Annotated in this window: 28 protein-coding genes and 1 tRNA gene; 16 read left to right on the top strand and 13 right to left on the bottom strand. The window is 48.1% G+C overall.

Features of this window, described 5'->3' with window-relative positions; translation table 11 throughout:
• Position 1: 1 nt before the first annotated feature.
• The 8 genes from KNV97_RS14060 to KNV97_RS14025 all read left to right on the top strand — a co-directional run bounded on the left by KNV97_RS14060 (position 2) and on the right by KNV97_RS14025 (position 7,953).
• Positions 2-676 carry an RraA family protein gene (locus KNV97_RS14060; RefSeq protein ID WP_136484381.1) on the top strand — a complete coding sequence of 225 codons (675 nt, stop codon included), beginning with the start codon at positions 2-4 and terminating at the stop codon, positions 674-676.
• Positions 677-1,042: 366 nt separating this feature from the next.
• Entirely contained in the window at positions 1,043-1,996 is a 954-nt protein-coding gene (locus KNV97_RS14055; RefSeq protein WP_136484380.1) for a tripartite tricarboxylate transporter substrate binding protein, read from the top strand.
• 119 nt (positions 1,997-2,115) lie between these two features.
• Positions 2,116-2,583, top strand: coding sequence for a tripartite tricarboxylate transporter TctB family protein (locus KNV97_RS14050; RefSeq protein ID WP_136484379.1), 468 nt, complete (start codon positions 2,116-2,118; stop codon positions 2,581-2,583).
• 12 nt (positions 2,584-2,595) lie between these two features.
• A complete protein-coding gene (locus KNV97_RS14045) occupies positions 2,596-4,083 on the top strand; it encodes a tripartite tricarboxylate transporter permease (RefSeq protein ID WP_136484378.1) in 1,488 nt (495 codons plus the stop codon).
• A 128-nt stretch (positions 4,084-4,211) separates the two neighbouring features.
• Positions 4,212-5,183: a TRAP transporter substrate-binding protein DctP gene (gene dctP, locus KNV97_RS14040; protein ID WP_136484377.1), complete on the top strand. Its 972-nt coding sequence runs from the start codon at positions 4,212-4,214 to the stop codon at positions 5,181-5,183.
• 1 nt (position 5,184) lies between these two features.
• Complete coding sequence (locus KNV97_RS14035; RefSeq protein ID WP_136484376.1) at positions 5,185-5,706, top strand: TRAP transporter small permease; 522 nt, start codon at positions 5,185-5,187, stop codon at positions 5,704-5,706.
• Positions 5,706-6,998, top strand: coding sequence for a TRAP transporter large permease (locus KNV97_RS14030; RefSeq protein ID WP_218562158.1), 1,293 nt, complete (start codon positions 5,706-5,708; stop codon positions 6,996-6,998). Before KNV97_RS14035 ends, KNV97_RS14030 begins: the two co-directional genes overlap by 1 nt.
• A gap of 4 nt (positions 6,999-7,002) precedes the next feature.
• Complete coding sequence (locus KNV97_RS14025) at positions 7,003-7,953, top strand: SMP-30/gluconolactonase/LRE family protein (RefSeq protein ID WP_136484374.1); 951 nt, start codon at positions 7,003-7,005, stop codon at positions 7,951-7,953.
• 147 nt (positions 7,954-8,100) lie between these two features.
• Here KNV97_RS14025 and KNV97_RS14020 read toward each other — a convergent pair whose 3' ends face one another.
• Positions 8,101-9,450: a sigma-54 interaction domain-containing protein gene (locus tag KNV97_RS14020; protein ID WP_218562157.1), complete on the bottom strand. Its 1,350-nt coding sequence runs from the start codon at positions 9,448-9,450 to the stop codon at positions 8,101-8,103.
• A 354-nt stretch (positions 9,451-9,804) separates the two neighbouring features.
• Between KNV97_RS14020 and KNV97_RS14015 the strand changes: the two genes are divergently transcribed.
• From KNV97_RS14015 to KNV97_RS14005, 3 genes are all read left to right on the top strand, one after another.
• Positions 9,805-10,356, top strand: coding sequence for a BON domain-containing protein (locus KNV97_RS14015; RefSeq protein WP_218562156.1), 552 nt, complete (start codon positions 9,805-9,807; stop codon positions 10,354-10,356).
• 105 nt (positions 10,357-10,461) lie between these two features.
• Positions 10,462-10,641, top strand: a complete 180-nt coding sequence (locus KNV97_RS14010; protein WP_256612997.1) for a hypothetical protein — start codon at positions 10,462-10,464, stop codon at positions 10,639-10,641.
• Positions 10,642-10,963: 322 nt separating this feature from the next.
• Positions 10,964-12,577, top strand: a complete 1,614-nt coding sequence (locus tag KNV97_RS14005) for a diacylglycerol kinase family protein (RefSeq protein ID WP_218562154.1) — start codon at positions 10,964-10,966, stop codon at positions 12,575-12,577.
• Between the two features lie 144 nt (positions 12,578-12,721).
• Here KNV97_RS14005 and KNV97_RS14000 read toward each other — a convergent pair whose 3' ends face one another.
• Together KNV97_RS14000 and KNV97_RS13995 are read right to left on the bottom strand one after the other, a co-directional pair.
• On the bottom strand, positions 12,722-13,111 hold the full coding sequence (locus KNV97_RS14000; protein WP_218562153.1) for a hypothetical protein: 390 nt from the start codon (positions 13,109-13,111) through the stop codon (positions 12,722-12,724).
• 58 nt (positions 13,112-13,169) lie between these two features.
• A complete protein-coding gene (locus KNV97_RS13995) occupies positions 13,170-13,601 on the bottom strand; it encodes a DUF2383 domain-containing protein (RefSeq protein WP_168796992.1) in 432 nt (143 codons plus the stop codon).
• Between the two features lie 407 nt (positions 13,602-14,008).
• On the opposite strand from KNV97_RS13995, the gene KNV97_RS13990 reads away from it, so the two are divergent.
• The 3 genes from KNV97_RS13990 (at position 14,009) to KNV97_RS13980 (ending at position 16,164) form a co-directional block, all read left to right on the top strand.
• Positions 14,009-14,257, top strand: a complete 249-nt coding sequence (locus KNV97_RS13990) for a hypothetical protein (protein ID WP_136484367.1) — start codon at positions 14,009-14,011, stop codon at positions 14,255-14,257.
• Between the two features lie 12 nt (positions 14,258-14,269).
• On the top strand, positions 14,270-14,764 hold the full coding sequence (locus KNV97_RS13985) for a phage holin family protein (RefSeq protein ID WP_218562152.1): 495 nt from the start codon (positions 14,270-14,272) through the stop codon (positions 14,762-14,764).
• Between the two features lie 305 nt (positions 14,765-15,069).
• Positions 15,070-16,164 (top strand): AI-2E family transporter, encoded by a 1,095-nt coding sequence (locus KNV97_RS13980; protein ID WP_218562151.1) that lies wholly within the window; start codon positions 15,070-15,072, stop codon positions 16,162-16,164.
• Positions 16,165-16,205: 41 nt separating this feature from the next.
• Here KNV97_RS13980 and KNV97_RS13975 read toward each other — a convergent pair whose 3' ends face one another.
• From KNV97_RS13975 to KNV97_RS13940, 8 genes are read right to left on the bottom strand one after another with little or no spacing between them, the layout of a single operon-like run.
• Positions 16,206-17,243 carry an ion channel gene (locus KNV97_RS13975; RefSeq protein WP_136484363.1) on the bottom strand — a complete coding sequence of 346 codons (1,038 nt, stop codon included), beginning with the start codon at positions 17,241-17,243 and terminating at the stop codon, positions 16,206-16,208.
• 3 nt (positions 17,244-17,246) lie between these two features.
• Entirely contained in the window at positions 17,247-17,897 is a 651-nt protein-coding gene (locus KNV97_RS13970; RefSeq protein ID WP_218562150.1) for a DUF2491 family protein, read from the bottom strand.
• A gap of 54 nt (positions 17,898-17,951) precedes the next feature.
• A complete protein-coding gene (locus tag KNV97_RS13965) occupies positions 17,952-18,635 on the bottom strand; it encodes a PspA/IM30 family protein (RefSeq protein ID WP_136484361.1) in 684 nt (227 codons plus the stop codon).
• Positions 18,636-18,645: 10 nt separating this feature from the next.
• Positions 18,646-19,038 carry a DUF2170 family protein gene (locus KNV97_RS13960; RefSeq protein WP_136484360.1) on the bottom strand — a complete coding sequence of 131 codons (393 nt, stop codon included), beginning with the start codon at positions 19,036-19,038 and terminating at the stop codon, positions 18,646-18,648.
• 12 nt (positions 19,039-19,050) lie between these two features.
• Positions 19,051-20,220 (bottom strand): glutathionylspermidine synthase family protein, encoded by a 1,170-nt coding sequence (locus KNV97_RS13955; RefSeq protein WP_218562149.1) that lies wholly within the window; start codon positions 20,218-20,220, stop codon positions 19,051-19,053.
• Positions 20,221-20,229: 9 nt separating this feature from the next.
• Entirely contained in the window at positions 20,230-20,490 is a 261-nt protein-coding gene (locus tag KNV97_RS22265; RefSeq protein WP_218562148.1) for a hypothetical protein, read from the bottom strand.
• Positions 20,468-21,055: a DUF1190 domain-containing protein gene (locus KNV97_RS13945; protein WP_218562147.1), complete on the bottom strand. Its 588-nt coding sequence runs from the start codon at positions 21,053-21,055 to the stop codon at positions 20,468-20,470. The genes KNV97_RS22265 and KNV97_RS13945 overlap by 23 nt, the downstream gene beginning before the upstream one ends.
• A 10-nt stretch (positions 21,056-21,065) precedes the next feature.
• Positions 21,066-21,476 carry a DUF350 domain-containing protein gene (locus tag KNV97_RS13940; protein WP_240798153.1) on the bottom strand — a complete coding sequence of 137 codons (411 nt, stop codon included), beginning with the start codon at positions 21,474-21,476 and terminating at the stop codon, positions 21,066-21,068.
• 597 nt (positions 21,477-22,073) lie between these two features.
• Here KNV97_RS13940 and KNV97_RS13935 point away from each other — a divergent pair.
• On the top strand, positions 22,074-22,919 hold the full coding sequence (locus KNV97_RS13935) for a hypothetical protein (protein WP_218562146.1): 846 nt from the start codon (positions 22,074-22,076) through the stop codon (positions 22,917-22,919).
• Between the two features lie 742 nt (positions 22,920-23,661).
• Complete coding sequence (locus KNV97_RS13930) at positions 23,662-25,407, top strand: EAL domain-containing protein (RefSeq protein WP_218562145.1); 1,746 nt, start codon at positions 23,662-23,664, stop codon at positions 25,405-25,407.
• Here KNV97_RS13930 and KNV97_RS13925 read toward each other — a convergent pair.
• Together KNV97_RS13925 and KNV97_RS13920 are read right to left on the bottom strand one after the other, a co-directional pair.
• Entirely contained in the window at positions 25,396-25,920 is a 525-nt protein-coding gene (locus tag KNV97_RS13925; RefSeq protein ID WP_256611942.1) for an integrase arm-type DNA-binding domain-containing protein, read from the bottom strand. The genes KNV97_RS13930 and KNV97_RS13925 overlap by 12 nt on opposite strands.
• Before the next feature lie 165 nt (positions 25,921-26,085).
• Positions 26,086-26,161 (bottom strand) — tRNA-Asn (locus KNV97_RS13920).
• Positions 26,162-26,416 lie beyond the last annotated feature (255 nt).

The raw sequence follows: 26,416 nt of genomic DNA, 5'->3' as shown, positions 1-26,416 counted from the left end.
TATGAGTGTTGGGTTTAAAATTAACGCCAGAGAGCGTACCGCGTCACAAGAGCTGCTGCAGGCTTACAAAGATCTGCCGGTTGCGAACGTGTCTGATTCCATGAACCGTCTGTTTGCTGGTGGTCCAACTCTGCGCCCGATGCACACTTCTGGTCAGATGCTGGGTTCAGCTATCACGGTTAAAAGCCGTCCGGGTGACAACCTGATGCTGCACAAAGCGATCGACATGGCGGTACCGGGCGATGTGATAGTGGTGGACGGTGGCGGCGAAATTGCCAATGCCCTGATGGGTGAACTGATGCTGGCACATGCGATCAATAAAGGTGTGGTGGGGTTTGTCATCAATGGTGCGATTCGTGACCTGGATGCGTTCCGCGAGACCAATTTGCCAACGTTTGCTGCTGGTGTGACGCATCGCGGTCCGTTTAAAGATGGCCCGGGCGAGATCAATGTTCCTGTCAGTATTGATGGCATGGTGATTCATCCGGGTGACATCATGATCGGTGACTCGGATGGTGTGCTGGCGGTACCGCTGGATGACGCTCAGTGGATTCTGGAAAGTACCCTGGAGAAACAGGACAAAGAAGTGAAACAGATGGCGGCAATCAAACAAGGTTTGAACGACCGTACCTGGGTTGATAAAGCTCTGCTTAGTAAAGGATGCGCAGGATTGTAAACATTAATTGTCTTGTCGCGTTTGTTTAATAAATTAATAAAAGGCTCTGAAAGATAAAAATACTCAAGTAATTAAATTATGAGTATACAGTGCAAAGGATTTGCAGAACGTTAATAACATCAGTAAGAATAAGGTATTGCTTACGATAAATTAAACGTGTGGTTATCATTTTTATTATAACTAAAGTTCATGCTAATCCGTATAAGTTAGTCATTGCTCTCATTTACGTTCAAACAATTTGGATATGGGTATATCTATCTTTATCTTGTGACACTAAATGAAAATAATGATAAAGCTTTAACTGTCTCTGTGTGCAGTTACTTGAGTATGCAACATTATTATAAATATAATTAAATGGAGAAACGCATGTTTAACTCAATTTTAAAAACCGTAACTACGGCTGTCTGCTGTCTTACCTCGACACTTGCAATGGCTAACTACCCGGAGAAACCGATCACTATGGTGGTAGGGTTTGCTGCGGGTGGCGGCACAGATGTTATGGCACGAAATGTAGCACCTTATCTGGAAAAATACCTCGGTGATGGTGCCACTATTGTGGTAAAAAATGTTCCGGGTGCTAGTGGTCAAATCGGTATCACCGAAGTGGCGCACGCTGATGCGGATGGTTACACCATCGGTACTTATAACCTACCGGGTATGATGGCACGGACTCTGGATCGCGAGTCTGCTTACGATGCCAACAGTTTCACCTACCTTGCTAATATCGTTAACGATCCGAACGTGATTGTGACCGCGAAAAAAAGTGGCATCGATAACCTGCAAAAATTCATTGAGACAGTGAAAGAGGCTTCCCGTCCTCTGCCAATCGGCATGTCCAGCCTGGGCGGTGATGACCATCTTGGTCTAATCAAATTTAAAGATCTCACCGATACACAATTCAACATTATCCCGTTCAAAGGATCCTCTGCAGCCCGTACCGCCGTACTGGGTGGTCATGTGAAAGCAGCGGTATTGAATATTTCAGAAGTGACTGAATTCAAAGATGAACTTAACGTGATTGGCTTGTCTCAATCGGAACGTTCAGAATTTGATCCTTCGATTGCCACCTTTAAAGAACAAGGTGTCGATTTCATCAATGGCGCGATGCGTGGTTTCGTGGCCCCGGCTGGTCTGCCAGAAGATGTGGAAGCTAAGCTACTGAATGCGTTCAGCCAAATGGCCAAAGACCCGGAGTTTTTGGCCAAGATGAAAGCGACTGCCAACCCGGTATCTGTTTCTCTGGGTGATGATTTTGAACGTCTCAACACAGAAACGTTAAAACTTGCCCAGGACGTTTGGGAAAAAACACCTTGGAAATAACGCTTACGCGACTTGACTAAGTCAATAACAATAACCTAAGTCAAGAATAACTTAAGCAATTAAACATAATGTGAGCCATTAGGCTCACATTATTAAGCTGTATTAACACGGGGGTGTTTATGAGTGCGATCACACAAACAATACTAAAGCCAATATTAAAGCCTATATCTCTTATTTATTTGGTCATTATTGCTGCTGCGTGTGGTTTATTAATTCCGGCTTTTGAAATGAGTTCAGAAGCGGGGATGTTACCGCAAACAATGCTGATACTATTAATGGTTTTTTCCGGATTAGCATTAATCGGTGAAATAAAAAAATCATTACAGGAAAGTACTAAAGATGAGGCTGTTTTAAAATCACCAAAACGGGTGTTTAGTGCTCTGTTAGCTATCTTTGTACTGGTGACTTCTATCCAATATGTCGGCTTTTTCCCGACGGTAATTGTCTTTGTTCCGGCCGTTTCTTATTTCTTCGGTTGCCGTAATGTGAAAGTTCTGACTGCGTCAACAGTCATCTTTGTTGCATTAATCTACCTGGTATTCAGTGTTGCCATGTCGAAGCAATTCCCTGTTGGTTGGCTGTTTTAAGGATTAATGACTATGTATCACGAATTATTGTCTGCGTTACCTAACGTACTTTCCATGAGCAACTTTCTGGCGATCATCATCGGGGTTTTAGCGGGGATCGCTGTGGGTGCGATGCCTGGCCTGAGCGCGACGATGGCCATCTCGGTGCTGGTGCCTTTTACCTTTGGACTGGACCCTTTGGTGGCGCTGGGACTCATGGCGGGGATCTATAACGGCGCTATGTACGGCGGTGCCATTCCGGCGGTATTGCTGCGAATCCCGGGCACACCAGCCGCTGTGGCAACCAGTTTTGACGGCTATCCTATGGCTCAGAAAGGAAAGGGTGGCTTTGCCCTGCAGGTTGCGGTGGTTTCCTCTGCGATCGGTGGGATCGCCAGTGCTCTGGCACTGATGCTGCTGGCTCCGCCTCTGGCTAAAGTTACCCTGTTGTTTGGTCCATCGGAAGTGTTCTGGGTCGCGGTGTTCGGCCTCTGCAGCATCATTTTCCTGTTGGGTGAAGATCCACTAAAAGGTTTGATCGCGGCATGTTTCGGGGTTGCGGTATCTATGGTCGGCGTCGATCCTATTTCCGGTGAAGATCGCTTTACTTTTGGCTATCTCGAACTGGTTGATGGCGTCAATATTGTCATCCTGCTGGTTGGCTTGTACGCACTGCCTCCGGTGATCGATCTGCTGGAAACACCTCTGCAAACGAAGGGGATGAATAACTCGCTGCAAACTGAATCTATGCGGCGTTCATTCCCGAAAATGCTTGGTTTCTGGGTGACCTGGCTGCGTTCTTCCTTTATCGGTATCTGTATCGGTATCCTGCCCGGGGCCGGTGGTTCGATGGCGGCATTTATGTCATACAACGAAGCGCGCCGTGTCAGTAAAACCCCTGAAACCTGGGGCCATGGTGAGGCTGAGGGGGTTGCAGCTTCTGAAACGGCCAACAACGCGGATACCGCTTCGGCATTGATCCCGGCTCTGACTCTGGGGATTCCGGGTACGGCTGTGGCGGCGGTGATGCTAGGTGGTCTGCTGGTGCATGGTTTGCAGCCGGGGCCGATGCTGTTCCGAGATAACCCGGATATCGTATTCGGCTTCATGTGGCAGTTCTTGTTTGGTGCCATCCTGCTGATTTTCCTTGGCGGTACCCTGGCGACCAACAGCTTTGCCAAACTGCTCAAACTGCCGCGTCCGGTGCTCGGTTCCATCATCATGGTGCTGATGTTTATTGGTGTCTATTCCATCAATGAACGCATGTTCGATGTCTATCTGATGTTGGGCTTTGGCCTGGTAGGTTATGCGATGGATAAATTTAAGTTCCCATTGCCGCCTGTGGTATTGGGCTTGATCCTAGGCGGTTTTGCTGAGGAGAACCTGCGTCTGGCACTGCTGATTGGTGGTGGCGACTGGAATATTCTATTTGAGAACACGACCAGCCTGGTTCTGGTTGCACTCACTGTTGCCGTGGTTGTTGGTCCAAGTGTGAAAAAATTACTTCGCGCTAAAAGCTGAGCAGTAAGACAGAAGCGGTTGGTATACCCTACAAAACAGCCCGTCGCTTCTGTAAGTCAGCCGCCAGGTAACCTCCTGGCCGGCTTTGTTAGCAAAAATAAATATATGTAAATGCTACGGAGACTTATATGAACATCAAAACAATTCTCGCAGGTGCTGTTCTGGCCTGCTCTTTAAACGCATATGCAACTAACTGGACCGGTTATACCTACTCCTCGGTATCGACCACGGCTGCGGTAAAAGGAATGAATCGCATCAGTGAACGCGTCGCGGCACAAACTGACGGCGATCTCGATATCAAGATTCACCTTGGCAAAACCCTGCAAATCAAATCAGCCGACATCACTCAGGCGGTCGGTGATGGTATTGTTGATTTTGCCGCCGACTTTTTCTTTTCCGGTAATGTGCCGATTGCCCGCGTGTTGAATTTACCGATGCTGATTGAAAACAATGCCGAGTGGCAAAAGGCCTACGCTGCGCTTCAACCTATGCTGGAAGAGGCGTTTGCACAGCAGGATGTCGTGCTGCTGGGGGGATATCGTTATCCGCAACAAGTTTTCTTCACTACCTTCCCGGTTAAACAACTCAGCGATATTGAAGGGCGTAAGATCCGTGTGACGTCACCAGAACAGGGGCATTTCGTTTCGGCATTTGGTGGTTTACCGATTACCTTGTCTGGCAGTGAAGTGCCGACTGCGCTTGAGCGTGGTGTCATTGACGGAGTGTTGACGGCCAGTGCTGGTGGTGCGAAGAAATGGTATGAGTTCTTGCCTGACAACTACCGTTTTGCGGTCAACTACGGTAATTCAATGATCATTGCCAATATTGATGCATTTGAGGACCTGGGTACAGATCAGCAGAACATGCTGCGTACTATCGTGGCTGAAGAAGGTGAAAAAATATCCGCTGAGTTTATCGAAGATGAGCAGGCGCAAATGGCTGCACAACAAGCCAAAGGCATGAACATCACCAAAGCGGCACAAGGCGATGCGGATAAAGCCCGTCAACGGATGCGCCCATACTGGTCAGAGTGGGCGAAGGAAAACGGTCCTGAATATGAAAAAGCGTTGGCGTTAGTTCTGCAAGCGATAGGTAAGTAGTATGCATAGCGGACAACACATACAAGGCGCGGGACCTGCTGCGCCTTTATTCAATTTGCTTGACCGCGTTGTCGGCGTGCTCACTTGTGTGATGCTGATTGCGCTGGTGTTGCTGGTGGCGCTGGAAGTTTTGTTACGCAGCGTGTTTGGTTATTCGCTTGGCTTTGTAGAAGAGGTCACAGGTTACCTGGTGGTGGCACTGACTCTGTTTGGTGCCGCAAAAGCGGTTCGGGGTAATTCACTGTTTCAGGTGCAGGTGGTGTTTGACGCGTTGCCATTATCGGTGAAACGTGTGTTAGGCATCTTGTTTTCGCTCATCGCCATTGCCATCTGTGTCGTGCTGGCGTGGAAGACGCTTGATTTAGTGGGTAGTTCATTCAGTCGTGGTAAGTTCGCTCCTACGGTGTTACGCACTCCGTTGTGGATTCCACAGATGCTGTTGCCAATCGGGTTTGTGGTCATCGGGCTATTCTTGCTCGAACATCTGCTTATCCTGTTGCGTTTAAAAGAAGGTGGCAATTAATGGAAGGCATTTTAATTTTTGGTCTTCTGGTAGGCCTTATTGTCGGCGGTATGTGGGTCCAGTTTGCCGTTGCTGGGGCGGGCCTGACGTATTTGTGGTTAATTAAGGGATTTTCTGGCTGGAAAGCACTGGGTATCGTGAGCTGGGGCTCGGCTAACAGTTTTACCCTGGCGGCGATTCCGCTGTTTATTCTGATGGCAGAAATCCTGCTGGGTTCAGGCCTGAGCTCACGTTTATACAATGGTGTGTCGCCTTTTGTTCGTCGTTTACCCGGTGGCTTGCTGCATACCAATATTGCGGGCAGCGGTATTTTCGCGGCGATTTCTGGCGGCAGCGCGCCGACGGCTGCGGCCATGTCGACCGTGGCACTGCCTGAGTTGTCAGCGCGTGGTTACAACATTCGCCTGGTTTCTGGTTCGTTGGCTGCTGGTGGTACGTTAGGGATTTTGATTCCGCCATCGATCACTATGATCATCTATTCTACCTTTACCGAAACCTCAATAGCGCAGTTGTTCTCAGCGGGCATGTTACCAGGCATCTTGCTGGCGGCATTTTATTCTGGACTGATTATGATTCGTTGTAGCTTGAATCGCGATCTCGCTCCGGTGGATAAAAGCAAGCTGACCTTTAAGGAGTTATATCACGCCGCGCTGGATGTCTTTCCCTTCCTGATTTTGATTTTTATTGTGCTGGGGAGTATCTACGGCGGCATTGCCACGCCAACAGAGGCGGGAGCGGTCGGTGTTCTGGGGGCAATGCTGGTTGCCGCAATCTATGGCCGCCTGCATCTGAAACTGCTGCAACAGGCGTTGGTGCGCACCATCTCGATGAGCGGCAACATTTTGTTTATCGTCTTCACTTCGATGATTTTTGCTTATGCGACGACCTTGTCCGGTGCTGGTGAAACTCTGGTTAACTATCTGCAGGATGCGGACGTTTCCCGGTTTGCGTTCCTGATTGTTATCATGGTGATTTTCGCCATTCTGGGCTGTTTTATGGAAGGGCTGGGGATGATCGCTATCATTGTTCCGGTCATTTTTCCGGCCCTCAATGCGCTAGACATCAACCTGATTTGGTTTGGTGTGTTTGTTGTTATTCTGGTCGAACTTGGCCAACTGACGCCACCGCTCGGTGTGATTTTATTTGTAGTGGCGAGCTCTTCCAACAAAGTTAAAGTGGAAGACGTAGTGATGGGCACTTTGCCGTTCTTTATTGTGATTGTGGGTTTTCTGTTTTTACTGATGGCATTCCCTGAGATCGCGCTGTATTTACCCTCGTTAACAGTAGGTTGATAGCATGACTTATCCTTTACCTGAACCGGCCGTTTTTGATGCCCAGATCTTTACTGAGTTGCCGGAGTCCCTGCGTCGTCCCAACGCGTTGTCATACTGGGCAACCCGCAATAAACGGGGTGTACCGGTCGATAGCTTTATCGAAGGGCCTTCCTTTGACCGCGCGGGTAACCTGTACTTTGTTGATATTCCCTTTGGTCGCGTTATGCGCGCCGACCAGGACGGTAATATTGAACAAATTGCGCAATACGATGGTCAACCTAACGGCTTAAAAATCCATCAGGACGGGCGGATTTTTATCGCCGATTACCAGAACGGTATTATGCAACTAAATCCGGAGACGGGAGAAGTTGCGGCGGTGTTAAAAGATTGCGATTCGGAAGGATTTAAAGGCTGTAACGATTTGCACTTCGGACCGGATGGCGCCTTATATTTTACCGATCAGGGCCAGACCGGCCTGCAGGACCCGACCGGCCGCGTCTATCGCTGGCAGCCGCAAAGCGGCGAACTGACCTGTTTAATTGATACGGCGCCCAGTCCGAACGGCCTGGTGTTGGATGTGAACAGTCATGTGTTGTATCTGGCGGTGACACGGGCGAATGCGGTCTGGCGTCTGCCGCTGTCGGAAAGCGGCCGGGTCAACAAAGCCGGTCTGTTCCTGCAGTTCAATGGCGGCCGTGCCGGACCGGATGGCCTGGCGCTGACGGCGCAAAATGGCGTGGTGGTATGTCAGACAGGGATGGGGCTGGTTTGGGTGCACGATAACCTCGGGCGTCCGGTGGCGGTGGTGCGTTCACCAAAAGGTTTAGGTACCACCAACTGCGCATTTGGCGGCAAAGAGTTACGCACCCTGTTCATCACTGAGTCGGATACCGGCACCATACTTAAAGTGGAGTTCCCGCCGGAATTGAATATCTCCGGTCATCCGATGTACTCCGGTTATCGTGGTCATTAAAGGCATTAGACTGCGCGTGACCAACACCTCTGAGTTAAACAACAAAAACCTCGCTGGACAGCCTGGCCAGCGAGGTTTTTCTTTTTATGCGACGGGTTGAATTTTTAACGGGCTCTCGTGTCGTTTGCTCAGGCAGAGCGGTGCGACTCAGCCTTGATTGACCTTGTACTTATCGAGTTTGTTGTACAGCGTCTTCAGGCTGATGCCCAATTCTTGCGCTGTTTCGGTTTTGTTACCGCCATTCTCCTCCAGCGTGTTAAAAATCGCAGCCTTTTCTATTTCTTCCAGCGAGACGCCGGAAGGCACCATCTCTTCAAGCGCGGTACCGCTTTCCAGCGGTGGGGTATCAAAGATCAGGTGATCGTCTTTAATGACGTCATCGGCCAGAATAAATGCCCGTTCAATGGTATGTTTGAGTTCGCGCACATTACCCGGCCAGTTGTGCTGGGCAATCTTATCGAGGGCCGAATCGAGAATACTTTTGGTCACTGCCTCGCTGGCATTGCGATGGGCAATAAAATGCTTGGCCAGCCCGACGATATCGTGGCCGCGTTCACGCAGTGGCGGAATATGAATCGGGAAGTGAGCCAGCCGGAAATAGAGATCTTCGCGTAAGTACTGTTGTTCAATCGCCACTTGCGGATCGCGGTTGGTGGCCGCAATCACCCGCACATTGGCAATTTTGACCTGCTGGCTGCCAACCGGGCGGTATTCACCGGTCTCTAACACCCGCAGTAATTTGACCTGATGACTGAGCGGCATTTCTGTGATTTCATCGAGAAATAGGGTTCCGCCCTGTGCCTGTTCAAATACCCCCTGGTGCGCTTTATTTGCTCCGGTGAATGCCCCTTTTTCATGGCCGAATAACTCGCTGTCGACCAGCTCGGTCGCGATCGCACCACAGTTGATGGCAATAAAAGGCTGTTGGTTACGCTCGCTGGCCAGATGAATGGTCTGAGCGACCAGCTCTTTTCCTGAACCACTTTCGCCGACGATAAGCACATTGGCATCGGTTTTGGCGACTCGTCTCAGTGTTCGATACAGCTTATGCATCGGCGTTGAAGAGCCAACTAACATGCCAAACTGGTCGAGAGTGCTGGTCGAAATTGTACTGCCTTTGGCCCATTTCTGCTGATAGTCCTGGCTGAAATCGAGCAGTGTATCGGCAACCACGTTGACATCGACCGGTAAGCGGTAGTGGGAGATAGCACCCAGCTTCATTAAGTTATCGATATGCGGATTGGGGATGCCGGCACTGATGATCACCAGCTCGGTGGTCTGAATAACCTGCGAGCTGGATAAACGCAGTAAATCATCTTGGTCGAAGTGAGTCATTTCGACCACTGCCACATCCGGACTGATCTGTTGTAATTGATCGATCCAGTCCTGCCCGGCTGGATTGGATTGCAGCGAAAAGCTGTCCAATACTGCCAAACCAGAAATATTTTCTTTGAGTATTTTGTCTTCGATATGAACAAATAGCGTAGGTAATGGCATGTGTCCGCCTCTGCAATTCACAGCAACAGCTTTGAGCATAACACGAACACCAGAGAGTTATTGTCTTATATTTCAGCACAAGTAAAGAATAAAGTCAGAGTTAGGTGAAGATATCATTAATATTTAATCTGCTCTTGTTTAGCTTTGGCTTAATTACATAATTTCAGAGCTTAGGGGGCAGATAATTTTTTCAAATCTTGCGTGTAAATAATTCAGGTTTTAACCGGGAAAGATTGTGGTGGTTTTAGTGATTCTCATAAATAGCCAATTAAATTAGTGAGTTATGATTTTGGCATGCCAGTTGCCTTAGTGGGAGTGAAGTTAATAAATTTCACTGAACAGAGGAAACGAATAATGAAAAACATCGCACCTAAATTGATATTAGCATCAGTACTCGTGTCTTCTTCTTCTGCTGTTATGGCAGCAGACAATCAATGGAAAGATAAGTCTTATGATGCTTGGCTCGATGGTAAAGCAGAAACGGCCTTACTGTTAAATACTAATCTGAATTCGTTTGATATTAATACCGATGTCGAAAATAAAGTCGTGACCTTAACCGGTCAGGTCAGTAACAGTACCGAGAAAGATCTGGCCGGTGAATTGGTCGCTGGCCTGGAAGGGGTTGAGTCGGTCAATAATGATCTCACAGTGGAAGATCAACACCAGAGCAGTGACAACCAGGCCCTGGGGGCACTGCAGGACACGAAAATCACCACGTTGGTGAAAACCAAGTTACTAATGAATCGCGATGTAAGCGGCACCGACATCGAAGTGGAAACCAATAACGGAACGGTTGTTCTCAATGGTAGTGTCGATTCCGATGCCGAGCATGATCTAGCCATCAATATCGCCCGCAATACCGACCAGGTCAACGATGTAGTCGATAACCTGGAAGTGACTCAATAACCGCTGATCTTACCCAATGAGGGATAGCGCTAGCTAAAACGAATAACGTTACTTAATAAACCTTACCACTCAGTACTAGGAGTTATCATGATTACACGTTCTGTTATGTACAAAGGATTCGCAACCTTTGGTCTGGTATGTCTGCTGGCCGCCTGTGGCGATGAAGGCCCAATGGAACAGGCTGGCGAGCAGCTTGATGAAGCCGCGACCGACACGCAAAACGCGATTGAAGATAAATGTGAAGACATTAAAGGTGAGCTCAAAGCTGAAGATACCGATTGCTAACATTTCAGCGTTGACAGGGCGGGCAGTGACCGCCCTGTTCTGTGTCTGATCCGCTATATTAATGGTTAATGTGAAATTAATGGTTGATCTGACATTAATGGTTGCCTGAAGTCGTCAACCTTGACCCGCAGAATTAAACATTGACCTGAACTGTGAAATGCTGACCTGAAGTCTGTAATGAATGCGCTGTATTGATATTGGGCCTGTGAGCCGTTCCCGATAAGAGGTTTTGACCTGCCAATCCGGGTCTGCCCGCGATAAGACGCAGCCATTACGACACAGCAGCAGGCTTCTGGCCCCTTATATTAATCAGAGGCTTACAATGTTTGTCGTTAAATACTATTGCCTGATTGTGCTGGCCTGTTTCTCTGCTGCATTCCTGATCCCTAACCTTGCGGTCAGTCTTGTTTTAGGCTGGATAGGCCTGTCCGTTTTTCTGGTCGTTCTGGCTTATCTTTTTGACTTACCCTCGATTTTTATGAAGTCCGGTGACGGAAAACTGACCTGGTGGATCCGCTGGGCATTTATTCCGTTTCTGGCGGCGGTCAGGCTGTATAATTACTGTTCGCGCCGCAATGATAAGGTCGCCGCAATCCATCAGATTGCCCCCCACCTGTATGTGTCACGCCGCCTGCTGCGTTCTGATCTGGACGCGCTGCACTCCAATAACATCAACTGTATCGTCGATGTCACCGCCGAATTTGCCGGTCTGGAAAGTGCGATGACAGATACGCAGTTTGAGTATCTCAGTATTCCGGTTCTCGATCACAAGGCCCCCAAGTATCGCCAGCTGCGCCACGCGCTTAACTGGATCGATACGCAAATAAGCCAGTCACGATCTGTCGTCGTTCACTGTGCTTTGGGGCGCGGCCGATCGGTGTTTGTGGTTGCCGCTTATCTGCTCAGTCAGAATCCCGGTCAGAGTGTCGAGCAGGTGCTGCAAAAGATCCATTCGGTACGCAGCAGCGCACGCCTTAACCGGCGCCAGGTCAGGGCACTGCAATCTATGCATCAAAAAGGGCTGTTGCAGCTTGATGAGCCGGCGTGGCTGATCGCCAATCCGGTTTCCGGCGGCGGAAAATGGCAGGCATTCGGTCAGCGTTTGATCCGCGAATTAACCCGCAGTTATCGTTTAAGGTTGCTGTTTACCGAGCCGGATGTCAGTGCGACTGCGCTGGCCCGGCAGGCTTTGCAGCATAATCCCGATCTGATCATTGCCGCAGGTGGTGATGGCACAGTCGGTGAGGTAGCCGGTGAGGTTGATCACTCTGATACCCGCTTGGCAATAGTGCCGTTCGGAACCGCCAACGCTTTGTGCCATGTGTTGTATGGTATCGGCAGTAAAACCGCGCCCATCGACAAGGCTTGTGAAGCTATTTTGTCTGGCAATACCCGCCAGATAGATACCGCTTATTGTAATCAGCAACTGATGCTATTGGTGATGGGGATCGGGTTTGAACAACAGATGATCGAATACGCTCAGCGTGAGGAGAAAAATCAACTGGGGCAACTGGCGTATCTGACCGGCTTCTTTAATGCTGTGATGGCGGATAACCCGATTGAGCTGACTTGCCGCCTTGATGATCAAGCGCCTCAGTCATTACAGGTGCGCAGCTTTGTGGTCGCCAATACCGCGCCGTTTACCACTCTGCTGGCGCAAGGTAACGGAGAGCCTGAGCCGGGGGATGGTCTGTTGCATATTACTTATCTTGAGCAGGCTGATTCGGTGGCGGAGCGTTTACTGGCACTGTCGGATATCACTCTCGCTTCAGTCGGTTTTCAGGATAAAAGCGAACTGTTCAGTTACGCCTGTGCGCAGCGGGTTGAAATTAGCGCCGATAAAAAGATGGATTATGTCGTGGATGGTGAACTGTACAGTGCCGATAAATTGACGATTGAGATCAAGCCCCAGTCGTTACAGGTATGTGTGCCATAACAGCCGTTGCTGTTGCTGTTGCTGTTGCTGTTGCTGTTGCTGTTGCTATTGATAAGGTGGGAACGTGAAAAAATCTCGCCAGGGTAGATGATTACGCTGGCGAGATTTTTTGTTAGCACCTGGCTTTTTCACTACGACTTGTAGTCAGAGGGACGAAACTGGTAAGTATTTAGCCATTTCGTCATTTTCCATCTGTAACGCGGCGACCCAATAAGAGAGAAAACTCCGAATATCATCGTTTTCGATCGCAGCCAGTTTGTGTTTGAGAAAGGTGACCAGGCTGAGATTAGCCTGATACATGACCTCGTGACTGGCGAAGGGCGTCACTCTGTTGCCGGACTGTCCGGTATCTGTTTCCCGCCGGTATGACTCAAATGGTGCCAGTTTATCCAGCATCGATTTCTCGACCTGACGAAAGCGGTTCACACTGCGGTCCAGGCTGGAGTGCAAGTTATTATTGGCGAGATTAATACTCGCCATGTAATGGTGGTTTAATTTTTCAATGATATCGGTTATCTCTTGATGATTGTTCATTAAAATAATCATAACGAGTCACTATTAACCATTATCTACGACCAATTCAAACTTTGAATTAGTCAATAATCGCTATATTGGCTATTTTCTTCTGACAGGAAATGAGTTCTTCCTGAACGGTGAATAACACTTCTTGTCGATCTCCTGGTTGAGCGTTGCGTAATACGTCGCTCACCTCATTCAATGTTTTTTCTTCAATCATTTGTAGCTGCTTTAAATACATTTTTTCTTTGTCAAAGCTGACATCTTTAACCGTATCCGTATACCACTCACGCGCTTTGATGGCATAGGAGGGAGTATCTTCCTCCTCAACGTCCGAATCAGGCTCCCGGTGCGCTCTCAGTTGCAATGCCGCGTATTCCTTGATGCGGATGATCTCATTCAGCTCTCTTGCCAAGCCTTGGTTATCGATATTGTCGATTGCTTTCGCGTAGATATTATTACCGCTTTCAATCAGGTTGATAATAAAGTCGAGATCTTGATTTTTCATAATGCCTCCACATTCACTCTGATGGTTTTCTGTTCGCAGTGACATTTTTTTACTCAATATTTCTGCTTACTATTACTATAAGGCATGTATTGTGCCAGCCTTGGTAAATCATCTGAGGGCACTATTTTCGGGCCTGAGACCGGTGTTGATTAACAGTTGGCAGTGGGGGATGGAATTTTTTACACGTTTTGCGTTACGTTGACTGAAAATATTACAAGTACTGCTGGATTTACTTGTTTTAAATATCCGTTATTCGGTCATTTTAAACCTGGCATGAATTTGGCTTTGTTTAGGATAAGGCTTATGAGCAATCCATAAGCCGGCAGAAATACTTGGCAGTTTAAGTTGTTATTCAGCTCAACAAGTAGTGATGAAACAGTAAGATTTTGCATTAAGTGGAGGAACTCATGGCAACAGCAAGAAAACAGCAAGATGAACCCCAGGAAAAAATCGAAGACGCTTATCACAAGACAGAAGAGGCGACTCTGGAGGCGGTCGGTCAAATCAAAGAAAAAGTGATGGAGGAGATCGAAGCCGGACAAGAAAGCCTGAGATCAGCCACCGATCAGGCGGGGAATTTTGTCAAAGAACGTCCTCTGCTCAGTGTGGGCTGTGCATTCCTGGCCGGCTGGGCTATCTCAAAGCTCATCAAGTAATCCCATATAGATATGAAGCCTGAACAGCAACCGACTATGGCCACCGATGAGGGTGGCCAATCCCCTTCCCGTGAGTCTGCCCAGCCCAAAGGCAGCGCTCAAGACGGAGCCGACCCTGTCAATGATCTGCACAGTTTGTGGCAACAACTGAACCTGTGTCAGCAACGGTTCCTGGCATGGGCGGATTCCACCACTGAGCTATTTTCGCTTGAGCTGAAGACCAGCCTGGCGGCGATTCGGCAGATGATAGTACTGCAACTACTGCTGATTTGTTTGGCGGTGTTTTTTGTTCTGAGTTTGTGTGCAGGGGTCGGGCTGGTGGTGTACCACTTTACTCTCAGCCTGTTGGCTGGGTACGCCGGATTTGTGGTGGCGCTGGGTGTTGTATTGGCCGGACTTATCTGGCAGCAGGCCAGACTGGCCAGTTTGGTTGGATTTCGTCATACCGTTGCGCAGGTTAAGGAGGGCTGGGATGTGGTCAGTAAGCAAACGCCAAGCGGCGATTAAGTTGAAGCGCAGTGAAGGGAGAATGCTGAGCCGTCAATGTCGGCTGTCATGGAATTTGTTCACCCGCTCACTGCTTAATTACGCCACCGCGTATCCGCTACAAAGCGGGGGGGATTTTGTGCCTGGCCGCAGTGTGTCTGACCCGTAGCCGCTTCCGGCCGCTAATCGCCCTGGGTTCACAGATTACCCGTATGCTGGCACCGCAGATACGCAAAAAAGTGGCCGCTTACCGGGCACGTCAGCCTGATCCACGCTAGCGTCGGACCAGCTAAGCCAAAACGGTGAAAAATAACAGGAAGTCGACGATGAAACACAACTATTCTGCTGCACTGATCCGAACGATGGCGGTGATCAGCCTATTCATCGGACTCTATTTTACCCAATCTCTGATGTTACCCATTTTTATCGCCGGGTTTGTGTCACTGCTCTGTGCTCCGATCGTGACAAGATTAAGCAAAATAGGGATCCCGCGCCTGATTAACGTGGTGGTGCTGCTGATGACCCTGTTAGCGGCACTGTCTCTCAGCGCTGGCTTTCTGGCCGAGCCCGCCCAGCAATGGTGGTCTAAACTGCCCTCGGTGATGAAAGAGATGTCACAGCAGTTCAATCACACTTCTGCTGCCAATGCAGGTGGCGATGATTCTTTTATGGAAGTGATTGAAAAGGCCAATGTGGGAGAAATCAAAGCCAATACTGCTTTGTCTGTCGCCAAAGAAGTGGTGAAGGCGACCCCGACCATAGTGACTCAGCTGTTTATCGCGCTGTTCATGGCGTTCTTTATGCTTAGCTATGGACGTACGTTATTGCGACAGTTTTTACGCCAGCTTCCCAGCTTTGCAGACAAAAGGGTCGCGATAGAAGTGGTACGCGAGATCCAGACCAGCTTATTCCGCTACCTGAGCACCATCACCGCGGTCAATATTGGCCTCGGAGTCGCGGTCGGCACTGTACTGGCGATGCTGGGGATGGAAGATGCGTTTTTGTGGGGCGCATTCGCTGCCATGATGAATTTTGCACCCTACCTCGGGCCAATGATTTCAGTCGCCTGCTTGGGGTTGGTCGGTTTTCTGCAGTTTGATTCCTTGCAATACGCACTGATCATCATGGCCGCGTACCTGGCTCTCAACATCGTTGAAAGCCAGTTTGTGACCCCGACACTACTCGGCGACAAATTTAATCTGAATCCTTTGGTTATTTTTGTCTGGCTGGTGCTATGGGGCTGGATGTGGGGCGCAATGGGTGTGTTGATTGCCGTCCCCCTGTTGGTTTGCGTCGATATCTTCCTGGCCAGAACCTGGCTGTTCGGCGCCTGGTATCAGGTGCTGCACAATGAGTCGTCATGTTCAAATACCCAGCAAACCCTCTCCCCGGATAAGTCGGCTGCGGAAAAAATTTGCTGAGATAAGCTGCCAAGGCCCAAGGCCGGGGCATTTTTTGCGATTTAAGGCCAGCTAGAGAACTGAATACGTTCGTCACTGATGTAGAAAAGGGTGTCTCCGGGGCGCACTTCAGTCGTGAGTTTGGCATTTAACAATATTTGTTCACTTTCGAATCGGCGCAAACCAATAATGGTGGCTTCGACCTGAGTTTTGAACAACAGGAATACCTCACTCAGTGGAAACGGTGCGACGGTGTCGGGAACCTGAATCGCATATTGAGTCTGCCCCTGGTGAGCAGAAACCAGCTCGCTATGCACCAGAGATGAGCCACTGTCGATGACAGATTTCGCCAGCAGTTCTGTGCTTAGATTAGAAATACATTCCGATTTGGGATACATACTTTTCAGTATTTGTCCTTTGATATCATCGGTAAAGTGCGCGACTAAGTGCGCTTCTTTATTCAGACCCGTCACAAACAACGCCAGAGTTAAGGTTGTATCGTCTTTATCAGTATCAACCACGATACAGGATGCGTGACTTATATTGGAACGACTCAGTTCTTCTGCACTGGTAAATGAGGTTACATTGATGAAATCAACAAATTCAGGCAATGGGTTTTCTTGTTCCTCACGCGAGACCAGTACGATTTTTCTCTGTTCTTCGCGTTTCAACTGCCGGATCAAAAGAGGGGTTTTTTCGCGGTTGTAGCCCAGAATAACAATGTGATTTTTATAGTTCATAGTGTGTCTGCCTTTGATTTTGCGATACCACAACGCTGCCGCTTTAGCCGCTAATTTTGCAGCAACCACAGCAAATAAGGTAATACTGATAGGAATAATAAAGAACGCGGTGAACAGTTGTCCGCCTTCCGTCTGAGGACTGTAGTCACCAAACCCGACCGTCGACGCTACGACAACGATGAAATAAAGAAATCGCGCGGGAGTTTCGACCAGGTGTGTTTCTCCTAGCAGGTGCAGAGCGCCATAAACAAGCAGGATAAATACCAGTGCAATCAGGGATACGTTGAGCCGATTAATATTGTCAGCAACTTTTGATAAATACTTATCCCACAAATCAATAAACGTTTTGTTCATTTTCATGATCTAGTTATCTTGGATATCGGTTTTACTGAGGGCAAAACCGGTCGAACGGACCAGTTCCCGATCGAAGTCGTTGGTCACTGAGTTATATTTTTCCTCCGCACTAATCAGCAACAGCTCGCGAGGGCATTGCTGACTGTCAATTTCGCGCGTATAAGCCATACAAAATTGGTCGGTCTCTGAGACAGAACCATCCAGGTGATAGGTCTTTTCGGTGAGTACAACCGGTGTATTCCCTTCCCAGAATTGAGTAAAGGTTTGATCCTCCAATGCATAGTGCGATTTAGCCACCTGATTATTCAATACCTTGCTCCACTGCGGAGTGCTGATCGCTTTGACATCATAAAAGTACCACAGGATAATTTCTTCAATGTGCTCACCAAACAGCTGAATCTGGAGAAGTCCTTCATCATCGGTGTAAAAACGCAGCAGCTTTCTCTGTGGGTCCAGCTGAACTTCACCAACGGCTTCTATGATGTGATCAGAGGCTGCCCCTTCGATGGTCAGCATTGGCTCTGCCAGCTTAAGTTTAAGCGCATCTATGGTAAACGAGCCGCCTAGTTTCAGGCCCAGTACCTGCGGAGGGAGCGGGGCTGGCGCAGAAGAAGCGGAGCTGTTTTTAAACGCGAAGATTTTTTTCAGAGTGTTTAACATGAGTTGGTCCGACTAAAAGGCGAGCTTCTGCTCGCCAGTGGCTTAGGGGAGTGTTTATGGATTGCCGAGAATACGCTCTAGCTCTGATTGAGCATTCGACGTCGCCTCAGATTTTGCCAGGGCAATTTTGGCATCCAGATCATTGGGTGCATTTCGCGCATCAGCCATTTCAGCCGCGGCTTCCAGCTGCGCAGCTTTTTGCTGCTGTTTCTGCTTGATACGCTCCATAGATTCCAGTGCAGTTTTTGCTTTGGAATCTAATCCAGAAACGGCATTCAGTGTTGCGGCTTGTGCCTTCTGCATCTGGGCCGTGCTTTCAATTTGAGCCAGCTCTTGTTCCATTGCGGTCACGCGCTCTTTGAGGTCTTGGGCGATAGCGATCATTTTAGTTTCATTGCCGAGCAAAATATCCCGTCGGCCTTGAGCGGCTTCCAGTTGTTTACGGTACTGAGGAATATGTCCGGCAATCTCAGTGGCGAGATCCATCTTATTCTGCGCGGCAAAGTTGCGTACATCCGATTCATAGTTGTCGATTTTTTGTGTCAGTTCGGCAACCTCATTGTCTGCAAGTTTACGCTGACCTTTGGTAGTGGCGATGTTGAGATCCATTTGATCGAGTTCTTTTTTCGCATCACGGATGTTTTGGCGCTGCTCGGTCACCATATGTTTATCGGCTTCTGCTTCGGCCGCATCATTAAGAAAACCGCGAAACGCAGTAAGTAAACGTGAAAATGCCATGATTTCGCCCTTATTGGTTAGTTAAATGCTCAGAAGAGAAGTGCAATAGCTCATTAACGTTCTGGAACAGCATGGTGATTTCCAGTTCAATGTTCTCAAGCTTGGAATCGGTGGAGAGAGAGCCAAAAGCGGTGTAGTAGGTCTCGCCCTGTAATCGGGTTTTACCCACTGTGGTCAGGGGAAGATGCTTTTGCAGGTACATCAGCAGGTCGTCAAATTGAGCCTGGTCTTGAATTGCCGAGGTCGGGAAAAGCAATGATTCAATCAGCATTTGCTGCTCTGCCAGCACTAAAATGGCGGTCAGGTCATCGCTGTTGGTGATGATTAGGCTGCCATCTTGTTGAGATACATGCCAATCATGATCGGCTGTCTCGAGGTAAGTTTGGATATCGTGAATTGCCATGAATAAAAGTCCTTAGTTTAAAATCAGATGAGGGACGAAGCGTGCAACGTCATTGGTGATAAGGTTGTCCGACAAGCGAAATGAGATACCCGCACCGACCTGACCAATCACCCAACTGCCGACAACACAATGGCTGCCATCGAAGCGGGCTAAAGGCGCATATTGCTGGCAGATGAAACCTTCGCGGCCGTAATTACCGGAGGTGCCTGCAACTTGTTCACCTTGACAGTAAATGCCGATATTGGCGCCTTCGCGGCTGAAAATGGGTTTAATCACTTTGTTTTTCAGACTCTCTGCTCGAGGATCGTCGGCGAAGTAGCATTCGAGCAAATTGCGGTGTCCGGGGTGGAGCTGCCACAAAATGGGCAGCAGAGCTTTGGATGACAAAAGCACTTTCCACAGCGGCTCGATGAAGGTGCAATGGCTGCAAGCCAGGTAATCGCTGTATTCATCCAACAGTGCGAATTCGTACGGATACAGTGAGAATAAGTTGTTAATCAGCTTGGAATTGTGGTCTGCGAATCTTTCGTCATCGGTGAGTTGGATGGCGTTGATATCGACGATCACCGCTTCCCAGCCGGCTTCTTCAGCACAAGCGGCCATATAAGTGACAGTGCGCACGTCTTCCGATGAGGTTTCATCACAGGCGAAATGAAGGACAGGGGATTGCGGATTTTTCGTTGTCTTGAGTAAGCTGAATTGAACAATCAGCTGCTCATCAAGAATATTGAACTGGTCAGCTTGCGAAGGCAGGCGACCCGCATCAACATTCTGTTTCAGCCAATCCCAGGCGGCAACAGACGCTTCGAATAACGAAGTCGGTGTCTGAGCATTATATTCCAGCAGCTTAGGCGCATCCTTGCCATTCCAGGCAAAATCAAAGCGCCCGTACAGATAGGTTTTATCCGTCTCCCACGAATGACGTAATAGGGCATGATGTTTTTCAGGCAGTCCAAAAAGATGCAATAAATCATGCTCAAAAACGTACTCAATGGCCTTGATTGTTAACTGATGCAATTCTTCTGTGACCGAATCGATCTGTTCGATTTGTGTGCGGTTAAGCTGAAAGTATTGATGATCGGTCCAGTAAGGGTGTTGGCTGGACACCTCATAAAAATCAAACCCTAATTCGCATAATCTTTCCTGCCAGTTCTGCCTGGGTTCAATATCACGTTGCAGCATAATGAAAGATTAACCTCCGAATCCGCCAAATGAGCGACCAGAGCTTCCGAACCCCCCGCTGCTGCGGGTCCTGACCGTCTGCATATGTTTATAAGTCGTCTTCTTTGACGTTTTTTCCAGTTGGCTCGGGGAGCGGTACGTTTTGTTGCCGGGAGTTGTTGCTACATACGCAGTACCTGATGTCGTGGTATAGCAGTCATCACGTCCTGAATCGGCGCATTGGCGGTAGTTGGCCTGAGTGCCGTTCTTATTGAGTGCCTGGGACGCCATATAGCCCCCCGGCTGCTGCGGCCAGAGCAGTCGCGGCCTGGTTACCAGCGGAGGAGCGATCGACATGAGAGTTGGGCAGACTTTGCTTTAAGGCCCCCTCTAAATAGAGATTTTTCCCGTCTACGTTTTTCAAATCATCAAATACCAGACCATCGGCGGTAAATGCCTTGCCAAAAAATGGAGAATCCGGATTGCGAGATGTGAAAAACGGTTGCGTGAAATCGTTTGTAGGACTTTTGTTGGTGATGAAGCCTGCGATATGTGGCTGCCATGCCCCCGTTGCGTGAAAACAGACGTTGTCGCCGAAGTCACGACGACACTCACTTTCCAGCATATATTTTAACGCTGTGCGTCGGGCTTCTTGTTCTGCTCTTCGATAGGCCGCTTCGCACTGGCCGGGCAGGACGGTATTGCAGCTCTCTGTCGAAGTAAATGCATAGTATGGGTAGTCAGTCGTGTCACAGCCACTTAGAGTCAATGCCGTACCCACTCCCAGGAACATCACAATCGGTTTTCTTTTACCTATTAAATGGCGGGGTATATTGACGTTACCTTTGGTTTTCATGATGTTATCCTTAGTAAGTCATACAACCAGCATTCAGTAAGCCCACCGCGATATACATTGCTGCCGCAATGACCGCTGCGCCGGTTTCATCATTTTCAATGCGTGCAACAAACTTAGGCATAAATACAAAGCGTACAATGGTGATCATGATGATCTGCGTAATAAGTGCCACTACAGCCCAGGTAATAAAGTCATAGAAGTTAACCGCATTTCTAAGTACACCATTAATTGCAATCGCGTAACCAATAACGGAACCACCTAGTGCAATTGCTGCAGCTGTATTTTTCTGTTCTTTGATCAACTTCCATTCATTGTATGGGGTAATTAACACGACCAGATATTTGAAGATAAGTAACGCGACGATAGAGGTACCGATGTAAGCACTGAAGTTCCCAAGTGCCGCGAGATCGATGTATTGCATTGAAGTGATTTCCATAGAGTTGAGTGAAATTTAACCGAATGAACTCAATAAAGTTATTAACGGCCAGGCTAATATGAATAACTGCTCAGTGGCGACCAAATTAAACATGAGATTTGCCAATAACTTACCTTGTAAATTATGCGCTTAACTATTCAAATGTTATGCCATAATCAAAGCGATTTATTTGCATGAATTTGGCGATTTTTTATTCTGGTGAGGTAAGAAGTTGCCTGGAGTGGGCAATTTTTTGTGTTGGCGGGCAAGTTTTCTCTCGATGGGTGAAGCTACAGCAAGCAATGGTATTTCCTGTTTTGAATGGGATTTACACAACAATCGGCTGCAGAGCGGAATAAAACATCACTAAGGCGAGTTTTAAGGCTATTTACCGAAATGACGACTCTGATTAATCACTCATTCTATTTTACATATGAAGCGGTCTGATTCTTGAATACGAACGGCGGTGACTGAGACAGACATTGACGAAAGAATGGCTATGGGACGGTTTTATCTTTGGTCGTTTTTATCAATGGATAAACAAAAAGTCATGCGATCCAGCGTCGTTATTTTATTTGATTTTACTACGTATAAGGAAACATTATGGCAGAGTGGTTTGTGCTGTTTGTCCAAGGGATATTAGCCAGTTCAATTCTGGGTTTTTATTGGGCTTTTACTCGATTTGTACTTTATGGTGATGGCTATCCAATGAGTATGAAACATATCGAGAAGTGTACTTATTCTTTTGTGGCTAAAATCTACAAATTTATGATTAGAGCGCTTTTCTTTGTGCTCGGATATTACTTAATTGAATACGGGATTTATTACTTTACTCTCAGCCCGAAAGATGTGGCCGGAGTAATTGGTTATCGCGCTCATTTAACCTTGAGTGAGGGGGCCGGCTTAACGTTCTCTTTATTTTTAGGTGCCCTGTTCGGTGGTTTTATTGCGTGGTTACTTTATGCTCTGGCTCGTAAAGCCTATCTGCAGCGTTTCAATCCGATGGCCCTGGGTTTGCTGTCTGGTAACCTGCTGTATAGCACTGAGATGACCAGTTATTCTGCGCACACAATCAGCTTAAATATCAATGAATCCCAGAATGTGAATTTGGACAGACGACTGGAACAGTGGGTGAAACGAAGTTTTAACCAGTTGGCAAAAGTCGATAAACACAAGCTCGCCCCTTTAGCCGATGTTTCGGTAATTATTGATCTCGTCAGTGGTGATTATCATAGTAATCCGGCGTTAAGCCTGGATGGGCCAGAACTGGTCATGAAGTCTTCGCGGAATCTACCTAATCTCGAGCTGAAAAGCGGCAATATTTTAATGTCTGCGGAGCAAGCAAATGGCCCGATGATGATCACTATCTGTGCGGAGTTTATTGATTGTGACGATCATTCGAGTCACTCAGTCGAACAGCTGCGCTTAATCAGGATGAAGTCTAAGTAATCGGTCCGCCCTGCAGCAACGTCTTAAGGTCAAATCGCATTCGGGTATTGAAGGGACTGAAAGGGCTAACCTGTTGGCGGTTGAAGCGGCGGAAGCTGACCAATACAAGAATGCATAGTTTGGGAGGGGAACACCTCGCAAGCTATGCCCTATTTTTGTTTGGGATACGTTGGTTAGAAAGAGAGAAACCATACTAAAAAAGGCTACCGCTCTCTCGATACATGGGAACATCGGGGGGCGTTTTTCCTTTCACTAATAGTTTAACGACCACATGCTCACGTTTTGTCAGCACGGCACCCATGTACGCTTGTCGATACTGAGGAATAGACGCCCTATTCACCATCACGATTGATAAAACCTCAAAGCCGCCGACGTTTGGCGGCTCTTTTTCAATGATTAAACGCACAATTATCACGCCATTCTTCCAAAATTGATTTACGAAGAGAACGTCGTTCGTCTACAGTCATAACATAACCACTCACGACCGACATGGATGTAAGAGGTGAACCATGACACAGCCATGCTGAAAGTTGGGACCGATACTACGCTGCCTGCGAACGTCTGGCGCTGCTCTAAGCCAGCTATAACCATACGCAGTACCGTTATCTTCAAGGTCAGGTTTCCAAAGAAGTGGACGAACTGACGTGGAGTCTGAAACTCTCGGCAGAGCGATAAGTTCGAATTTTACGTCACCAGCTCGCAATGGAATTCTGCAGCTGAGAGCAGAACGAAGGAGTCACTGATGGCCCCCGTATCAACGTCAACGCAATCCGAATCGTCACGTACCATGGACCAGTCTGCGTTTATCTCGGCTGCAGAGTCCAAAATGCACACTGCACGATATCAGAACATCTCGCTGGTGCTTGCCATTAAGCCCGCCAGTCTGGACCCTAGAGCGTTTGACGTTTTCCACAAAGTCATGCAAACAGTGAAAAGTGCTCAGGTGGTGGGGAATCTGAATCAGAGTTTCCTGTTGGTCTACTTGTGCGAACCGATATGTATTAGCCAGAGTCAGGCTCGCGCGATTCATTTCAGCATTCGCCATTTCTTTTCTGAAGTGAAGCAGGCCGATGAGCGTGTGTATCGGTTTTTAATTTCCGGGAAAGTCGGTTTGTCGGTGTTGGGAAAGGACACCCATTCCATGAAGACGGCAGTCGTGCATGCCTCTCAGGCGACATTGGCTCAGCAAGCCGGACACAAAAGCCGTATTCAGTTCTACGATACCGATTTGCAACTCACGATTAAGCGCTATGTGCTACTGGAAGACCTTGTACGAGATGCCATCGAGAAAGGAGAGATAGGCGTTCAGTACCAACCCATCATACGTTGTCAGGACTGGGTGGTGGCAGGCTATGAGGCGCTGTGCCGTTTTAACCTGGATGCAGCGCTTAACGCTACAACCACAGAACTGATTGGGCTGGCAGAGGATTTAAACCTCATATCAGAGTTGGACTTACTGACTTATCAGAATGCGTTTTCCCAGTGCGCGCCGTGGCTGAATAAGTCCGGTCGTTTCCTGAACCTCAACCTTTCGCCGAATACCCAACAGAGTTTGTCCGAAGTCTTGGAATGCATGGTGCTGCTTGCGAAGCAGGAACAGGTCAAGCTACGGCAAATTGTCATCGATGTGAATGAAATCAAAAGCCCTGCGGCAACGATCGATGTCTCAACGATACTTCCGGAGTTTCGTCAGCGGGGCGTACAGTTTGCGCTGGACGACTTGTCTGAGGGATTCCGGCTGGCTGACTTATTGAGCCAAGGACAATTTCAGTACCTCAGAGTCAGTCGCGAGCTAATTGAACGCAGCCATGAGCGGGGGGAATACTATCAGGTCATTAAGCTGTTGGTCAGACTATGCCACCGCTTAGACGTTGAGGTGGTTGCAGAAGGTATCGAAACTCCGGACGAAGCCCGTTTGCTGTCTTACCTAGGGGTGGACTATATGCAAGGCTACCTGTTTGCTAAGCCGGTTGATTATGGCGACCTGCAGGAGGCGGAGAAACAGCTCGAGACGATACTTCGACAACTGCATGCCGATGGCCTGACGGATAGCTCGGATGCGGATGAAGAAGCCATCACCTTGCTTAATATTGCCAGCAAAAGTCTGCCTCGTTTAGACCCCGGTGAGCCTCTCATCCTGGCTAACGAGTACTTAAAACCCGACGCCATTAATGTGGTCCCTGTTATCAACAAAGGGGAATGTGTCGGATTGGTGGACAAAGCTCAGCTCAATCTTCATCTGACTCCGGCCATGGGAACGGAACATGAAACCATGAAAGAAGCGGGCATCTGGAATAAGCCCGTCGCCAGTATGATGAATACGCAACTGACCATCATGGACGCACAGGCGCTGCTTACGGATGTGCTCCCGTTACTAAGAGAGAGCGCTCTTTCTCTGCCCATCGTACTGGTCACCGATAACCGCTATAAAGGCTTGGTGACGGAAACGGACATTACCCACTATCTCTTGAAGCGGCTAAAATTGTAGCGTTGTCTTTCGTTTACCTACTTCTCTGCGCCTGAGGTAACATAAATGCCGAGAGCCAAAGAGGCCATATCGCTGCTCTGTATACATGATACTGGCCCGTCCTAGGGTTATCATTAGCTCAGGAAGTTCGTCGGCAATGATTGATTTCATACTGGTAACGGTAGGTTTCAAGAACGCAGAACTGATTCTGGCTAAAGGGGTGTACTCAATAAGTCCCTTATTCTGAGCAAAACTCATCATTTCGTTCACACGTTGGCAGATCCTTTTCAGCGTTTCTATCGCGCCTAGAACTTTCTTTCGTGTGTTTGTTAGGGAAAGGCTAGGGTAACTGCCAAACGTCATGTTAGCGCGTTTACCGTTGTGTGGGCGTGTATAGTTGAATAGCCACGTCTTTGTGCCGTTTGGTTTTACACGTAGACGAAGACCGTTACCATCAAAGAGCGTGTACTTTTTATCTTGTGGTTTAGCGTTAGAGATTTGTTTATCTGTTAAAGATTGAGTTGTTCTTGCCATGATTGGTACACCGTAAATTGGAACATACGGACAATGTACCTATTTGTGTCCCAAAACTTCTAAGCTAATACGAGCCGGGAAAAGACGTTAAGAGAATGCAATCCCTTGAAATAGCTAGGTTTAGATACAAAAAAAGACGTCCTAGGACGTCTTTTTTCTGGAATTTGGCTCCCCCTGCAAGACTTGAACTTGCGACATACGGATTAACAGTCCGCCGTTCTACCGACTGAACTAAGGGGGAATTGCTTAAAGCGGGAAGGATGGTATCCAGCTGGCCGGAATGTGTCAACCTTTCTCCGAGAAAAAGATAAGATTTTTTTGCGAGAAAGGCTTTACTTTTCTGTATCCCTTACCGGGCTTACGCTGGATTTAGTTATCCACTAATTTTGTGGATAAGTGTGTTAATGGATTCTTAGTAATTATATTTATCGGCAAAGCTTAAGTGAATACTCTAAATGTAATCGTTTGCTTTTTTGTTTTAAATTGTTGTTTTATT

Source organism: Vibrio ostreae, from assembly GCF_019226825.1.
Taxonomy (GTDB): domain Bacteria; phylum Pseudomonadota; class Gammaproteobacteria; order Enterobacterales; family Vibrionaceae; genus Vibrio; species Vibrio ostreae.
Note: the sequence above shows the minus strand (reverse complement) of the source record. Positions and strands in the feature narration are given on the sequence as shown.

Bases quoted from the DNA above. Each gene is read 5' to 3' on its own strand.
- KNV97_RS14050 (WP_136484379.1), top strand. From the start codon at position 2,116: ATGAGTGCGATCACACAAACAATACTAAAGCCAATATTAAAGCCTATA.
- KNV97_RS14010 (WP_256612997.1), top strand. From the start codon at position 10,462: ATGTACAAAGGATTCGCAACCTTTGGTCTGGTATGTCTGCTGGCCGCC.
- KNV97_RS13940 (WP_240798153.1), bottom strand. From the start codon at position 21,476: ATGCAATACATCGATCTCGCGGCACTTGGGAACTTCAGTGCTTACATC.
- KNV97_RS13960 (WP_136484360.1), bottom strand. From the start codon at position 19,038: ATGGCAATTCACGATATCCAAACTTACCTCGAGACAGCCGATCATGAT.
- KNV97_RS13965 (WP_136484361.1), bottom strand. From the start codon at position 18,635: ATGGCATTTTCACGTTTACTTACTGCGTTTCGCGGTTTTCTTAATGAT.
- KNV97_RS22265 (WP_218562148.1), bottom strand. From the start codon at position 20,490: ATGGCGTCCCAGGCACTCAATAAGAACGGCACTCAGGCCAACTACCGC.
- KNV97_RS13945 (WP_218562147.1), bottom strand. From the start codon at position 21,055: ATGAAAACCAAAGGTAACGTCAATATACCCCGCCATTTAATAGGTAAA.
- KNV97_RS13970 (WP_218562150.1), bottom strand. From the start codon at position 17,897: ATGTTAAACACTCTGAAAAAAATCTTCGCGTTTAAAAACAGCTCCGCT.
- KNV97_RS14000 (WP_218562153.1), bottom strand. From the start codon at position 13,111: ATGAACAATCATCAAGAGATAACCGATATCATTGAAAAATTAAACCAC.
- KNV97_RS13990 (WP_136484367.1), top strand. From the start codon at position 14,009: ATGGCAACAGCAAGAAAACAGCAAGATGAACCCCAGGAAAAAATCGAA.
- KNV97_RS14030 (WP_218562158.1), top strand. From the start codon at position 5,706: ATGGAAGGCATTTTAATTTTTGGTCTTCTGGTAGGCCTTATTGTCGGC.
- KNV97_RS13955 (WP_218562149.1), bottom strand. From the start codon at position 20,220: ATGCTGCAACGTGATATTGAACCCAGGCAGAACTGGCAGGAAAGATTA.
- KNV97_RS14020 (WP_218562157.1), bottom strand. From the start codon at position 9,450: ATGCCATTACCTACGCTATTTGTTCATATCGAAGACAAAATACTCAAA.
- KNV97_RS13925 (WP_256611942.1), bottom strand. From the start codon at position 25,920: ATGGCAAGAACAACTCAATCTTTAACAGATAAACAAATCTCTAACGCT.
- dctP (WP_136484377.1), top strand. From the start codon at position 4,212: ATGAACATCAAAACAATTCTCGCAGGTGCTGTTCTGGCCTGCTCTTTA.
- KNV97_RS14015 (WP_218562156.1), top strand. From the start codon at position 9,805: ATGAAAAACATCGCACCTAAATTGATATTAGCATCAGTACTCGTGTCT.
- KNV97_RS14055 (WP_136484380.1), top strand. From the start codon at position 1,043: ATGTTTAACTCAATTTTAAAAACCGTAACTACGGCTGTCTGCTGTCTT.
- KNV97_RS13975 (WP_136484363.1), bottom strand. From the start codon at position 17,243: ATGAAAATGAACAAAACGTTTATTGATTTGTGGGATAAGTATTTATCA.
- KNV97_RS14025 (WP_136484374.1), top strand. From the start codon at position 7,003: ATGACTTATCCTTTACCTGAACCGGCCGTTTTTGATGCCCAGATCTTT.
- KNV97_RS13995 (WP_168796992.1), bottom strand. From the start codon at position 13,601: ATGAAAAATCAAGATCTCGACTTTATTATCAACCTGATTGAAAGCGGT.
- KNV97_RS13935 (WP_218562146.1), top strand. From the start codon at position 22,074: ATGGCAGAGTGGTTTGTGCTGTTTGTCCAAGGGATATTAGCCAGTTCA.
- KNV97_RS14060 (WP_136484381.1), top strand. From the start codon at position 2: ATGAGTGTTGGGTTTAAAATTAACGCCAGAGAGCGTACCGCGTCACAA.
- KNV97_RS14035 (WP_136484376.1), top strand. From the start codon at position 5,185: ATGCATAGCGGACAACACATACAAGGCGCGGGACCTGCTGCGCCTTTA.
- KNV97_RS13985 (WP_218562152.1), top strand. From the start codon at position 14,270: ATGAAGCCTGAACAGCAACCGACTATGGCCACCGATGAGGGTGGCCAA.
- KNV97_RS14045 (WP_136484378.1), top strand. From the start codon at position 2,596: ATGTATCACGAATTATTGTCTGCGTTACCTAACGTACTTTCCATGAGC.
- KNV97_RS13980 (WP_218562151.1), top strand. From the start codon at position 15,070: ATGAAACACAACTATTCTGCTGCACTGATCCGAACGATGGCGGTGATC.
- KNV97_RS13930 (WP_218562145.1), top strand. From the start codon at position 23,662: ATGGCCCCCGTATCAACGTCAACGCAATCCGAATCGTCACGTACCATG.
- KNV97_RS14005 (WP_218562154.1), top strand. From the start codon at position 10,964: ATGTTTGTCGTTAAATACTATTGCCTGATTGTGCTGGCCTGTTTCTCT.